Below are 13,637 nucleotides of genomic sequence, written 5' to 3' on the forward strand. Positions count from 1 at the left end.
TCATCAATGATTCTAGTACTTTCATATGGAAGCTTTGAGCAGGGGACAGATCCGGTAATCGACTGGCTCCTGCATTATAAAGCCGATTTCTTAAAACTCACCACCAAGGACCTGTACACTCAGGATACAGATTTTTCCATAGACTTCCTTGATAAAAAGATGATAATCAAAGGCAATGATTATTTTCCAAAGATTAAAAGTGTTTGGTGCAGACGTTTTTCGGAAAAAGTAGATTTTGTTAAGTATAACCAATGGCCTTACACCCAATCAATTTATGAACTCAACCGTGAACAGGATTCTTTTCAAGACGCCATGTATGATCTGCTCAGTGAAAAAAAATGGCTCATGAACCCGAGATTAGGCAGTATTAATAAAATAAACGTACAGGCGAGGGCACATGCTATAGGGCTAAAAACTCCACAGACCATCGTTACTAATAGTCGCGAAGAACTTCGCAAGTTTCACCACCGTAATGGCGCTGTAATCACCAAACCCATTGAGTTCAGTGGCTTTTTTAGGGCGGGTTCCCAAACCTTCGCTACCTATACCACCACTATGGATCTGGACATGATTGACAAACTCCCATTGAATTTCAACTATTCTTTCTTCCAGCAAAAAGTAGCTGCCCATTATGAGGTTAGGACTTTTTATCTCGATGGTCAATTCTACTCCTCTGCAGCTGTCTTTGATAGCACAGATCGGCCAGCGGATATTAAAATGAATTACTCAGAAGACTTTCTTCACTGGGTTAACTACCAACTGCCAGAGACCGTAGAAAACAAACTCAGAACATTGATGGATAGTGTAGGTCTGAATACAGGTAGCATCGACCTACTTCGTTCCCACGATGGCGAATATTACTTTTTGGAAGTTAATCCCGGAGGCCAGTATTCTGCCCCATCGGAGCGCAATAATTTAAACGTAGAAAAACACATCGCCGAATGGCTTATCAATAATGACAGATGATTGAAAAACAGCAAATTAAACCAGATCAGCACGTATCAATATTTGAAGAGGAATTCCTGAAAAAAATCCCCGTTTTTTATCGCTACATGATCCTTACAGATACCGCTTCAATAGGGGAGATGTATGCCGATACCAGGTTTAGCCAGTCCGCCAAACATTTTTCAAGGGAGTATATTCAATATACTCCGGTAAACCCATATTCAAATATCTTAATAGAAGAAAAAACAGATGATCAATAAAGGAAGTCACCTTATACTCTATTCACATAACCAGAATGTGAGGGGAGACGAGCGCAGCGTTATCTATAATTTTAAAAAAGGAACCTTATGCTTCATCCCTAATAGCCTTAATGACCTTTTGGAAGAATTCTCATCCAGGCCAGTAGCTGCAGTGCGGGCAGAACTTGAAGGAGAAGACTGTGAAACATTTGATGAATATGTCAGCTATTTAAGGGAAAACCAGTTAGCCTTCTATACTGATGAGCCGCACGCATTTCCTCGGATGGACAAAGCATATTTCGTTCCCGAACACATCAGCAACTGCGTATTGGAATTCAACCTGGAAGCAGATTACACAAACTTTAGCTGGCAGCTGGATGAAACCCTTTGCAAAAATCTTGAGATCAGAGTGCCAGGAGATCACAACATCCTCATAAAATTGGATGTATTCCTGACGGGATTATCGACCTCTACCCTGAGGTCAATTGCAATTTATCTGGAGGACTATAAAGGGCTAGAAATCTCGGCTCTGAAACAGCTTTACCAAAATTATCCGAAAATTGACAAAATCATTATATTAGGATATCAAGGTAAAGTGCCGAACATAGAAAGTGAAGACATCTCTTTTTTTGCCGAAGAGCCATCATCTGTCTATTCTCGACCATTCCCACTCGATAAATACCTGGTAAACAGAAAGTTTTTCCTGCTGTCTTCCAACCACCATCCCTATTTTTTCAAGCGGATCGAAATTGATCACATTGGTAATGTAAAAAACTGCCTGCTGCATCAGGAGAGCTTTGGGAATATCTTTGAACAGCCGCTAGGGGAGATAATAGAGAAGAAAGAATTCAGAAAATGGTGGGATATATCCAATGACAATATTGAAGACTTTAAAGACAATGAACTGCGCTATGCCTTATTCCCCCAAAATCCATTAATACTATCACATAAAGGAACATACCAGCTTGAAGCGTTTTAAGTCACATATACAAGAAGAATCATCTGACTGTGGGCATACCTGCATCCAGATGATAGCATCTCATTATGGAGCGAACGTTCCACTTGAATTCATCCGTAAAAGCTGCGGCGAACAGCGTGGGGGCGTCACTTTTTTACATATCAGGAAAGCCGCAAATCTAATAGGACTGGATACTGCTGAAATACAGATCGACTCAAAAAACCTTCGAGAAATGGTTGATCTGCCTTGTATTCTACACTGGTCGGAAAGACATTATGTTGTGCTTTACCACATATCAAATCGCAATCATAAGGATTACTACCATATAGCTGATCCAGCTTATGGTAAGATTAAGCTTGACGAAAAAGATTTTTTGGAAAAATGGTATCCGGCCGGGCAGGAGTACGGATATGCCATGGCATTTGATATCGCTGATGAACAAAAGCTGCAACAGAAACATCAAAAGGAAGATCACAACCAAAATTACCTCTGGCAGCAGGTTCTACAGTTTAAAACGACCATAATTGCCACCACATTTATCTTGTTCATCACCGGACTGCTAAGCTACGGGACTGTGCGGACCAATCAGTGGCTCATCGACCTTGGAATCGTTAAAAAAGATCAGGCACTTATCATCGGAATCGTAGCTTTTCTATTTGTTGCATCCATCTCAAAAGTACTCTCTGAAGTACTTCACCAATATATTATACAAAAATCAGCCAATAAACTTTTCATCCATAACTTAAGAAAATTCCTCAAAAGACTGACTATTATTACCCCTAGGTTTTTTGAACAACATAAAATATCCGAACTGGTACAGAAAATGGATGATCATAATAAAATAGAAGAATTTAATACACAGACTTTTCCTCAGCTGATATTCAACCTCAGCATGTATATCTTCTATTCCATCATCCTCTATCCCATTAATAAATACCTGTTTTTCTGGATGCTGCTCTACAGCATTCTAAGCGCAGCATGGATGTCAGTATTTAACGATAAAAAGAGACTCATTAATTACCAACGTTACGATGTTGATGTTGATCAGACCAGCTTTCTTTATGAATTCATAATCGGTATGCAAGAAGTCAAACTCTATCAGGGTGTGGAAAACCGCCTAGGAATCTGGGAATCGAAACAGCAGAAAGAATATGCTATCAACCTTCGTTCATTTCGTCTTAATAGCATCGAAAGCATGGGCTTTAAAGCCCTTAGCATCCTTAACCTTTGCTGCTTCACAGGGATAGGTGCCATCATGGTAACCCACGAAGAACTTAGCATGGGCCAATTTTTTAGTATCGCATTTATCGTTGGTCAACTCAGCGTACCTATAGAATTCCTATCAACATTCTTTAATGCCTATATCAATGCACAAATCAGCGGCAAGCGTATCAATTCCATTTTTGCAAAAGAAACAGAAACCACAGCCAGCGAAAGCAACCAACTTCAAAAGATTACCCCAAGTCTGCGAGCTAGCACAGCAGATCACTACATCTCCCTTCGAAATATCAGTTTCTCCTACGATACGCTGACTATGCCACCTGTGCTAAAAAATTTTGATTTAGACATTAAGATTGGGGAAGTAACCGCAATTGTCGGAGAAAGCGGAAGCGGAAAAAGCACTATTGCTAAGATACTGCTGAGACTTTTGGAAACAGACCATGGAGAGATGTTTTATGGCGGGCAGGAACTTAGTAAAGTCGCACCTGATCATTGGCGAAAAATCTGTGGAGCAGTATTTCAGGATGGCATGATTTTCTCAGATAGCATCGCCAATAATATTTGTCTTGACAAGGGCAATATGAACTTTGAAAGAATAAATTGGGCATGTGAAATAGCCGAAATTCACACTTTCATCAATGGACTTCCCAATGGCTATCACACTAACCTTTCCCAATCAGGAATAAACCTGAGTAAAGGACAATATCAAAGGCTACTTATTGCTAGAGCCGTTTATCGCTCACCTGAAATCCTGATATTTGACGAGGCAACAAGTGCCTTGGATGCTAAAACTGAATTTAGGGTAATGGAGAACCTATGGAGCCATTTTGAAAATAAAACTGTAGTCATTATAGCTCATCGTCTGAGTACAATTATGAATGCAGATACTATCATCTTTATGCGAGAAGGGCAGGTAGCTGAAATAGGTACCCATGAAGTGCTTATGCAAAAAAAAGGAGGCTACTACGATCTGTTCAATTACCAAGTTTCAGTTATAGCCTGTTAAAGAAAAGCGAGGCAGACATGTATATTGACTGGTTTCAGAAATTCGATTGGACAGACAAAGATATTTTAACTTTCGATAAACACACCGCATGTATAAATAAAAGCGTTCAATAGGCAGTAAGCCTATTTCGACCCTATTTTGGTTTAACAAACATATTCACATTTATAGTTATAATAGGAAAGTCGATTCACATTAACAGTTTGCTTACTTAAATGCACCATTAATAAATAAATCGATTCTTTCCGCAATTTAACATTATGCATTTAAACGGATTCTAATCTTCTGTATTAACTCTAGATACCATAGTATAATGTGTTTGGTATATATCGAAGATACTGTGAATTCATCACCAATTCTTCGATCTTATTTTCCTTTTTGATTACAATTGAATCATATTAAAGTAGCTGTAATAATGTTCAAAATGCGTAGTTAGCGTAAATCTTAACAGAATTAAAATGCCAAATTACTTCAGTATATCCCGGAAAATGCAGTTAAAAATATTGTCGCCAGACTTCTGAAAAACCGGACTTTCTTGCTATAACCATAGCCAGAAAAACGTTATAAAGGCATAACTATAGAAATGGAGTATTAAGAATGTGAATATTAGTGTGAAAATCATTACAATTTAAAGCAACCTTTTCCATCTGCTTTGTCTGAATTTGCCGCCAAATGTTTCGATAGCTCAACTTTGCTTTTTAAAATTACAAAGCTGAAGAAAGAATTTATCGAAATGAGCACAGGCGCCACTATTTGTATGTCATTTTGAAAGAAAAGAATAACCTAAGCAGGGGAAAATTATTGCTTTTCTTCCTTGTTTAACAGCCTCATCTACGGATATCGGATACAGACAATTCTACAAAATGAACTGACGATTTTAATACCCTAAATCATGTTCTTCTCAGTTTTTGAAACATAATAATCGCAACCAAAACTATCATATAATCGATCTATCCGATTTATTTTATACCTGATATCAGTATTCCAAAGTATCAAATTTGATATACTTGTAATAATTTCGGGAATAATATATTAAAACAATTTGATTTACTTTATCTTACACCATTAGCTTTTTTCTAACCAGATTCTTATGAAAAACAATTTATTGGCGCTGCATCGTGTTGGCATCTTCTCCCTGTTAATCTTCATGTTCAGTATAGTTTCTTGTAAAAAAGATGAAGAAAAATCACCGGAACCTATACCGAATCCTATCGCAAACCAGATTACGGTTGCCCATCTAAAATCCTTAATAACCGGCCAGCCTGTAAAAATTAAAGAGAAAGGTGTAATTAGAGGCGTTGTAATTTCTGATGCCCGTTCTAAAAATATAGATAACGAAAAAACTTTTTTCATTCAGGAAGGTACCGGGCAAAGTGCCATTAAGGTAAGCCTGATGGCTAATCATAGTTATGCCGTAAATGATAGTCTGGAAATTGAGGTGTTAGATCAAACCTTAAATTCGATTAATGGTTCAGTTATTTTACAAGACTTACCCAATAATTTAGTGAAGAAATTAGGTGTTGGAAAAATTATTCCCCGGGAAACCAGCATTAGCGAACTTAAAGCCAATATGCTGGCCTGGGAAGGCAGCCTGATCTCTATCAAAGCTTGTGAGCTCCTTTCAACCACTGGAAATTATGATAACAATTTGATATTTAGGGATGGACAAGGCACGATGGCTGGCCTGATGGCTGAGAAAGCAACTTTTAATGGACAGGAGTTGCCTAAAGAGGTGAAAAGTGTTGTGGGTATTGTGTATGTTGAGGGTGATCAGGTAAAGTTAGCCCCCGTAACACAGCTGAAATTCTGTCTTTAAAATATACTACAGATGAATTTACAACATGGAAAAATACTACGTGGTCTTTTAATCTGGCAGGAGAGGGAGTTGCCCTTTACACCGAATTTGCAAACTGGCATGGAGACATTACAGACGGGGCAATTAAACAAAAAGCGATTGCAGCAGATGTAGTTTTTACCAAACCAGGAAAGATGTATCCATATTTACCAAAGGATTCAATAGCTTCTTCTTTAAAGCTTTACCCTAAGGAAAACGCGAATCTTAAAGATTTGAAAGTGTTGAAGATTACCTTTGCTGCAAGCAAGGGAACAGGAGATCTCGGTTTTTTGGAACAAAGTGTAGGTGATCAGGAAATTAATATCAATGTTTTACCCTTTAATACCGGTACTGATGTTGCCAATATAGGGGTTGCCATACCAATAGAATCGACAGGTGAATTAATTCCGGGAAAACTGGTTACGCCAAAGGGATTTGACGATTATTACAGGCTTGCTACCTTTACCCCTCCAATAAAAGAAGCAGGCAAATTCTATACCGTAACCTTCTTTATCCCTTCAAATGCATCTGATCTCAAGGTGATGGGCATTACATCGGTTACCCTAAAGAAATGGCTGGAATCTCCCAAATTCGAAATACTTAATCTGTCATCGAGAAAAACTACCGGGATTACCGTGAGGAACAGGGATCGTTATATTCCTGTTATAATTGATAAAGTAGAAATGGGATATTAGTATTATCTATGTGTGTAAATAACATAACAATGCGACTATTGATGGAATGAAATAAATACTGGTATTTACTTTATGAAGTAACCAAAGTGTTCAAACGGCGTTCAGAAATGCAAGGTTGATTTCATTTCCTATAGCTCGGGTTTCAATGATCCGCAGGTGCCCGATTATCTGATATACATGAGGTGTTTATATTCAAATCAATTTTAAATACAATCTTCTTACAAACAACAATCACATTCGTAGAACAATAACTAATCGTTTAAGTATCGCTTATTTCTCAAGCTTTTAGAAATCCAGTGGATTTCTATGATTAGTACATTTATGAAATTATAAGCAATTTTTTGGCTTTCCTGGATTAAGTGAGCGTGAACGATAACAGCCTATCAGTTATATGTTTGCGCGGTGAATAGCAAATTTATTCATCGCCTACACTTTTCCTGTTTTAATCTCGTTCTAATAACGCAACATAGTGGCATTATCTAGGTGGCAGTATTAAATTGTAGAAGTTATGCTTATAAAATTATGAAGAAAGTATTAGTGTTGTTATTATTATTATTATTATTCCTGGTCATAGTTTGTGTTTTACTATCAATAAATGGCCTTAGTTCTAGCTTCATCAAAAGATTAACACGCAAATTAGAATCGAAAATTCTGGCCAGTGTTGAGTACAATAACTTTGACGACCTAATTTTTGAAACCGACCCAACAGCTGGTTTCCGTATCTTGGTATGCAACTGCGAAGTTTCTAAACACCGCCCTTTTAACAAATTATAGCATCACTATTTTGGTATTTATTTTGTATGCGAATTGGAAATCAAAATTGAGATATAGCTTTGATCAGGTTCAGCGTGTTGTTAAAGTGTGGTTTTTTGCCCCAATCTGTTGCAACTTTCCCCAATCCTGAACAGGAGCATGAGTGAATAAAGTTTATTCGCCAGATAATGTTATCCCATTTTCAACACCTTAAAGTGGTTAATGTCCTTTTTATAAATAGTATAACCCAGACGGATGTTGTGACGTAAATAGTATTTATTTGTATGATACAATGCATATAACCAGTCATTTGATTAATTACGAACGTTTTAGAATGGTAATAATTATCAAATCTGTTTATATGCATTGGTTTAAGTGCTTAAAATATCTTTCGTTCATTCCATTAAACAGCCTTATGCAGGCACAGTTCATGTAAGATGATGGCTTTTTCGATCTCAAAGTATGAATGTAAAACCACAAGAACACGTTAAAGTATTAATTAATTATCTTGAACAATTTGTAAAAGTGCCGGAAGTAATGGCAAAGCTTATTATCCGGGAAACTACTGTAATTGAACTTAAAAAGAGGAAACATTTGGTAAGTCCGTTGGATTTGAAGCCGAATTTATACTTTATATTAACAGGTTCGGTACGAGGCTTTGATCGTGATGATCATACAGATATCACCTCATGGATTGCCATAGAAGGGCAGATTGTTGGCCTTACACTTTACTCTTCACCCACTGCACATGGGCGGCGGCAGTATATAGAAACGCTGGAAGATAGCAGGGCTATAATGATCCCAAATGCACTCGTTAATACTTTATTTACTTTATTTCCGGAAATGGGTACCATTGGGCGAAAGCTGTTGTGGCTTCACTATTACGATGCTGAAGAACGTAATTACCTCACTCGTTTAAGTAGCGCAGAGAAAAGATTAAGGAGAATGATTCATACCCATCCTCAATTTTATTATAGAACTCCCATTAAATATTTAGCCTCCTATCTTGGCATGCGGATGGAAACACTAAGTAGGTTACGGGCTCAAATATCAACCGAAAAAGTAATGGTATAATGCGCTTTAAGACGTTGTCAGTTTGGGCGTGAGGTCAAAGAAGGAGTTTCCGCTTTTTGCATTAGACTGATAAAAGATCATCTGGAAAAATGATTAATTTTTCCAGATGATTATACTTTATTCTACTTCTTTCTCGAGAAATAGGTAATGGCCAGTGAAGCTACTAAAGCAGTAACAAACACCTTTTTAACCAATCCCTGAGGGTTGTATTTCAGCTCTGCTTTCCACCCGCGTTCTGCGAGAACATTCGGGATATAACCTTTTCTTAAATCTTCGAAAATGCCTTCCCAACTGTTCACTCTATCTGCCAGAATTAAGGGAATCCAGTGGCGGTACCTGTCTTCACTATGTTTAAAGGCATATCTCCTGATGGCCCCGCTCAAACCTGCAGGTGGCACAGTAGTACCCACTACCGCTGAATATTGCGGCCGTTCGTTTGATTTAAGCACCTCAACATCTATCGGCTGTTGAGGTGATTTCTCATAATTACTGCGTTTATGGTCATCTCCGGTATAATTTTTCATCGGGTAAGTTGGCTCGTTTTCAGGGTCAATATCTATTCCCCATCCCGGGATGCTTTTATAATCGAAATTTTCTGTGTTCATCTTTTTATGCTTTAGTTGAAGGAATGAGGACCGTTTTAATGCATTCATCCAGTTTAGAAGAGAAGATATGGTAGGCATCCGATACTTCTTCCAATGGGATTCTATGCGTAATTAATCCTTTAGGATTTAGTCTTCCCGATTGTACATGATCAATTAATTTTGGCAGAAGTCGCTTAACTGAAGCCTGGTTTGCCCTGATGGTGATGCCTTTATTTACTACGTTACCAATTGGAACATAGTTAAACGGTGGCCCGTAAACGCCGACAATAGAAACAATGCCTCCTTTTTTAACGCTATTAATTGCCCATTGTAAAGCAGTTGCCGCACCAGCCTGCATTAAAGTTACTTTGCCTGTAAAGGTCTGCAGCGTATTGCCTTCCGCTTCGCAGCCTACACAATCAATACATACATCTGCCCCGTACCAATCGGTAATCTTCTTGATAAACAGCACCGGATCTTCCATTGATTTGAAATTATAAGCCTCACATTTGGCGTAATTTTTAGCAAATTCCAATCGGTAATCAATATGATCAATGATGATTACCCTTGCCGCGCCAAAAAACCAGGCACATCTGGCGGCCATAATGCCGATCGGGCCTGCACCAAATACCACTACGGTATCGCCCTCTTTTATTCCACCCATTTCTGCTGCCTGATAACCAGTTGGTACCACATCGGTAAGCAATACCGCATCATCAGGGTCCATATCTGCCGGGATAACAGTAGGCCCGGTATTGGCATAAGGTACACGTACATATTCGGCCTGGCCGCCGTCGTAACCACCGGCAGTATGTGAGTAGCCAAAAATTCCGCCTACGGCCGTAGCCATGGAGTTAGATTCATGGCAGTTTCCATAAAGGCCTTGCTTACAGAAGTTACATTTTCCACATGCAATATTAAAAGGTACCAAAACCTGGTCGCCGATTTTTACATTGGTTACCAACGGACCAACTTCTTCAATAATGCCGGTAAACTCGTGCCCAAAGGTAGAGCCCACACGGGTATCGGGAACCATACCATGATATAAATGCAAATCTGATCCGCAAATACAGGTTCTGGTCACGCGAACAATGGCATCCTCCGGGTGAAGGATTTCTGGCATTGGACGCTGTTCTGCCCTAACCCGGTAGGGACCTCGATAATTCATTGCTAACATAATTTCTTCTTTTTATTTATATGAACAGATATTTATTTTCGTCTTCCTTTTCTTTCCAGTCGCTAGCCAATACGTTTACGGCGGCAAGTGCGGTGTAAGCTAAATGATAGGTAAGCACTTTTTTATTTCGGTGCACAAATGGAAAAACAGCCAATGAAGACAGCAGGGCAATATTGAAAAGGTCTATATGCAGGTGTGTTTTTCTTTTAATGGTTTTTACTGCACCATAGCGGTGGTTGCTCAGTAAATTATAGGTCAAAAGATTGATGCCCATTATGCCATAACGAATTACAGAAGACCGATCCAGCCCAATTACTTTAGGTAGCGCCAATGCAGAAACCGTAAATAAGTAGTCACTTATTCCATGCTGATTGTAGGATAGTTTTTTTGTTTCCATGCCTAAAGAACAAGGGCATTGGAAATGAAGTTTAGCATAAGGTAAACTAATTCCAAATTTTTTGGAATTGGTTACTGATAAAAGGCCAATTGGCTTTATTGCTGTTTTTTATGTAGATGAACTTATGAATGTGCAGATGGTTTATACTGCTTAATAACTGGGGGATTTTAACCCATAGTGTATAGATTAGCTTTTAGTTTGCCAGCGGATCAAATCATTAAAACAGAATTATTTCCCCTTCAAAAGTTCATTTGTCTGTTTTTCAGCCTGTAACAAACGTTCGTAAAGTTTCTTGTTTTCTTCAAATACTTCTACCAATTTATCAATTGGTGAATAGATAATTAGTTGGCATGCCAGTGTTCCCGCTAATCATCCATTTCCACACTTTATTAAAGTTGTTTATGCTTTTGTGCCCATTTCTCCAATTGCTGGATAATGGGGTTTAGTTCGTATCCAATCGGTGTAAGCTCATATTCTACTTTCAGTGGCACTTCCGGATAAACGGTTCGGGTTAACAATTTATTTTCTTCCAGTTTCCGGAGTTGTAGGGTAAGCATCCGCTCTGTAATATTTGGTAAACGTTTTTTCAGTTCGCCGAATCGCAGCTTTCCCTCCATTAACCAGGAGCAAATGACCAGCGCCCACTGCCCGCCAATAATATTTGTGGCATAGGCTTCACCACATTCTGCTGCCAGGGCTTGTTTATTGGCAAAGTTGGTTGATGTTTCTTTGATGTTAGACATACTTACATTCTTTATAGTAGATCACAATGGGTCGCGATTGCGGCTAATTTAGTCTACCTGGCCTATTTTTACAATAGAATTAATTTAAAATAAATAAAATGAAAATACTAATTGTGGTTATTCACCCGGATCTGGAAAGTTCTGTTCTTAATTTGAGCTTTCGTTCGGGTTTGTAAAAGCAGATTACCGGCCGCCACTTGCGTATTAAGGAATTGAGTATAATTCATCTGCAGAACGGATTGAAAAAAGTGCTCCGTTATATATGGCGTTTTTGAAACGCTTTGTAATTGTATTGAACAACGTTTTGATGGGTTAATATTATCCAGTCTGAACCTGATGTTCGACTTCCGGAACAATAGTGCACCATCTTAGTAACCGCTTTTCCTGAAACAAAAATATGATTCATTAATAGTGTTTCAACTTTCAAAACGATTTAGCTCGGAGATCGTCCTCCTGAACTTGTTTCAGGATCTAAAAACAGAAAGATGCTGTTCTGAAATGAATTCAGAGTACCACTAAATTCAGCAGGGCGAAGCATCATGTTAATGCTCACGTAACTTTAGGCTAATCAATCGGTAAATTGAATAAATGCCCGGTATCATGGGCAATGCTGCGGTCCACATGCCTGCGAAATAATAAGTGCCCGTTGTTTTGTAATAATAATTGGGCATATCTTTAATGGCTACCCCATTTATTACCTGAGTAACGGAATGCAAGTTGGAAGGCTGAATATCGGGACTTAAAACCGGGAAAATAAAGTGGGTAAATTCTGCCACACCCGGGCCAATAAATATAAACCAGGCAATAAACCCGGCGAAAGGTATTTTATAATAGAGCCCTAACGTAGTGAGTGTATATAAGGTGGGGCCAATAAGAGCAAAGATCATCAGAAAACTCTTCTCGCTCCATGGAATGTTAAACAAACGGCTCATGGCCGGCCCAAATCCGGTTAAATATTCTTCCAAAATATGGATTTGAAGTGCGGCCACCGTTAATATAAACAGCGGAAGCATGATTGCCGGGTCTACAGGCTTTTTAAGGTAGGTAAAGTACCAGCAGAAAAAAGCAATGATGGCAGAGCCGCCTACAATAATTACCGGCGGTAAACCGATTTTGATATAACCCATTACCGGGGCAATAATGCAAAATAAAAGTGCTGCTACCAGGCTTATTTTTTGATCGAAACGAAGTGTTGCCATATTGTGCTGATTTGTTTAGGCAAATATATTGGCAATAGGCATCGTGTTTTTTTTCAAATGATAAAAAATCACCTGGCGGCTCTTAACCTGCTTAAAGAAACTTGTGTAATGCCCAGGTAACTGGCCAAATCGCCCAGACTAATCCGCTGTAATAACTCACGATGTTCTTTAACAAAATCTGCATACCGCTCAGATGCATTATCTTCCAGTAGCTCGCTGATTCGTTTCATCATATTAATGGATGCATTTGAAACCAGCTTTCTGTAAAAGGTTTCTATGCAATGGTGTTTCTGGCAGAGGCTTAACAATGCAGCTGAGCTTAAACAAGTATAAGTGGTTGGCTCCAGCGCATAAATGGAATAGGTTGAAGGCAATTGGTTAACAAAGCTATCCAGTACCGTAAATATCGCATCCTCCGTAAAAAAGCGCATGATAAATGGTTTGTCGCCCTTTAAGAAAAAGGTTTTGCAAAGTCCCTGATTAATAAAATATAGATGTTGACATACCGTACCTTTCTTCAACAGAAATTGTCCTTTTTTAGCGGTAAATGTTTTAATGGCCTTTCCTAAATCTGCTTTGGCTTCTGGGGTAATGCCTGAAAGCTGAGGATAGAACTGATCGATATTTTCCATAAGGATAACAGGGTGATTGAGTATTTAGAGAAAAGAGAACCTAAAGGACTTCTTATTAATTTCATGATGTTTCTTTAATGTTAAACATACTTACATTTTTTATAGTAGATAACAATGGGTCGCGATTGCGGCTAATTTAGCGTACCTGGCTTATTTTTGCAATAGATTAATTTAAAATAAATA

Annotated in this window: 13 protein-coding genes; 7 read left to right on the plus strand and 6 right to left on the minus strand. The window is 38.5% G+C overall.

Going from position 1 to position 13,637, the window contains the following annotated elements; translation table 11 throughout:
• Nucleotides 1-6 precede the first annotated feature (6 nt).
• From GJU39_RS00170 to GJU39_RS00200, 7 genes are all read left to right on the plus strand, one after another.
• On the plus strand, nucleotides 7-966 hold the full coding sequence (locus GJU39_RS00170; protein ID WP_154278657.1) for an ATP-grasp domain-containing protein: 960 nt from the start codon (nucleotides 7-9) through the stop codon (nucleotides 964-966).
• Complete coding sequence (locus tag GJU39_RS00175) at nucleotides 963-1,205, plus strand: hypothetical protein (protein WP_154278659.1); 243 nt, start codon at nucleotides 963-965, stop codon at nucleotides 1,203-1,205. The genes GJU39_RS00170 and GJU39_RS00175 overlap by 4 nt, the downstream gene beginning before the upstream one ends.
• Entirely contained in the window at nucleotides 1,195-2,163 is a 969-nt protein-coding gene (locus GJU39_RS00180; protein WP_154278661.1) for an SPASM domain-containing protein, read from the plus strand. Before GJU39_RS00175 ends, GJU39_RS00180 begins: the two co-directional genes overlap by 11 nt.
• Nucleotides 2,150-4,369 (plus strand): peptidase domain-containing ABC transporter, encoded by a 2,220-nt coding sequence (locus tag GJU39_RS00185; protein WP_154278662.1) that lies wholly within the window; start codon nucleotides 2,150-2,152, stop codon nucleotides 4,367-4,369. Before GJU39_RS00180 ends, GJU39_RS00185 begins: the two co-directional genes overlap by 14 nt.
• A gap of 1,087 nt (nucleotides 4,370-5,456) precedes the next feature.
• Nucleotides 5,457-6,182: a DUF5689 domain-containing protein gene (locus GJU39_RS00190; protein ID WP_154278663.1), complete on the plus strand. Its 726-nt coding sequence runs from the start codon at nucleotides 5,457-5,459 to the stop codon at nucleotides 6,180-6,182.
• 173 nt (nucleotides 6,183-6,355) lie between these two features.
• On the plus strand, nucleotides 6,356-6,895 hold the full coding sequence (locus GJU39_RS00195; protein WP_154278664.1) for a hypothetical protein: 540 nt from the start codon (nucleotides 6,356-6,358) through the stop codon (nucleotides 6,893-6,895).
• 1,215 nt (nucleotides 6,896-8,110) lie between these two features.
• Nucleotides 8,111-8,722: a Crp/Fnr family transcriptional regulator gene (locus GJU39_RS00200; RefSeq protein WP_154278665.1), complete on the plus strand. Its 612-nt coding sequence runs from the start codon at nucleotides 8,111-8,113 to the stop codon at nucleotides 8,720-8,722.
• Between the two features lie 122 nt (nucleotides 8,723-8,844).
• Here the strand turns inward: GJU39_RS00200 and GJU39_RS00205 are convergent, their stop codons facing one another.
• The 6 genes from GJU39_RS00205 to GJU39_RS00230 form a co-directional block, all read right to left on the minus strand.
• Nucleotides 8,845-9,327, minus strand: coding sequence for a hypothetical protein (locus GJU39_RS00205; RefSeq protein WP_154278666.1), 483 nt, complete (start codon nucleotides 9,325-9,327; stop codon nucleotides 8,845-8,847).
• A 4-nt stretch (nucleotides 9,328-9,331) separates the two neighbouring features.
• Nucleotides 9,332-10,474 (minus strand): zinc-dependent alcohol dehydrogenase, encoded by a 1,143-nt coding sequence (locus tag GJU39_RS00210; RefSeq protein WP_245227637.1) that lies wholly within the window; start codon nucleotides 10,472-10,474, stop codon nucleotides 9,332-9,334.
• 25 nt (nucleotides 10,475-10,499) lie between these two features.
• Nucleotides 10,500-10,880, minus strand: coding sequence for a hypothetical protein (locus GJU39_RS00215; RefSeq protein ID WP_154278668.1), 381 nt, complete (start codon nucleotides 10,878-10,880; stop codon nucleotides 10,500-10,502).
• A 389-nt stretch (nucleotides 10,881-11,269) separates the two neighbouring features.
• On the minus strand, nucleotides 11,270-11,623 hold the full coding sequence (locus GJU39_RS00220) for a winged helix-turn-helix transcriptional regulator (protein ID WP_154278669.1): 354 nt from the start codon (nucleotides 11,621-11,623) through the stop codon (nucleotides 11,270-11,272).
• A gap of 542 nt (nucleotides 11,624-12,165) precedes the next feature.
• A complete protein-coding gene (locus tag GJU39_RS00225) occupies nucleotides 12,166-12,822 on the minus strand; it encodes a hypothetical protein (RefSeq protein ID WP_154278670.1) in 657 nt (218 codons plus the stop codon).
• Nucleotides 12,823-12,890: 68 nt separating this feature from the next.
• Entirely contained in the window at nucleotides 12,891-13,454 is a 564-nt protein-coding gene (locus GJU39_RS00230) for a Crp/Fnr family transcriptional regulator (RefSeq protein ID WP_154278671.1), read from the minus strand.
• Nucleotides 13,455-13,637: the final 183 nt, after the last annotated feature.

Origin of the sequence: Pedobacter petrophilus, assembly GCF_009674725.1 — a bacterium.
GTDB lineage: Bacteria > Bacteroidota > Bacteroidia > Sphingobacteriales > Sphingobacteriaceae > Pedobacter > Pedobacter petrophilus.

Coding starts and splice junctions, on each gene's coding strand:
- GJU39_RS00220 (WP_154278669.1), bottom strand. CDS start 11,623: ATGTCTAACATCAAAGAAACATCAACCAACTTTGCCAATAAACAAGCC.
- GJU39_RS00175 (WP_154278659.1), top strand. CDS start 963: ATGATTGAAAAACAGCAAATTAAACCAGATCAGCACGTATCAATATTT.
- GJU39_RS00190 (WP_154278663.1), top strand. CDS start 5,457: ATGAAAAACAATTTATTGGCGCTGCATCGTGTTGGCATCTTCTCCCTG.
- GJU39_RS00205 (WP_154278666.1), bottom strand. CDS start 9,327: ATGAACACAGAAAATTTCGATTATAAAAGCATCCCGGGATGGGGAATA.
- GJU39_RS00180 (WP_154278661.1), top strand. CDS start 1,195: ATGATCAATAAAGGAAGTCACCTTATACTCTATTCACATAACCAGAAT.
- GJU39_RS00210 (WP_245227637.1), bottom strand. CDS start 10,474: ATGAATTATCGAGGTCCCTACCGGGTTAGGGCAGAACAGCGTCCAATG.
- GJU39_RS00200 (WP_154278665.1), top strand. CDS start 8,111: ATGAATGTAAAACCACAAGAACACGTTAAAGTATTAATTAATTATCTT.
- GJU39_RS00230 (WP_154278671.1), bottom strand. CDS start 13,454: ATGGAAAATATCGATCAGTTCTATCCTCAGCTTTCAGGCATTACCCCA.
- GJU39_RS00195 (WP_154278664.1), top strand. CDS start 6,356: ATGTATCCATATTTACCAAAGGATTCAATAGCTTCTTCTTTAAAGCTT.
- GJU39_RS00225 (WP_154278670.1), bottom strand. CDS start 12,822: ATGGCAACACTTCGTTTCGATCAAAAAATAAGCCTGGTAGCAGCACTT.
- GJU39_RS00215 (WP_154278668.1), bottom strand. CDS start 10,880: ATGGAAACAAAAAAACTATCCTACAATCAGCATGGAATAAGTGACTAC.
- GJU39_RS00170 (WP_154278657.1), top strand. CDS start 7: ATGATTCTAGTACTTTCATATGGAAGCTTTGAGCAGGGGACAGATCCG.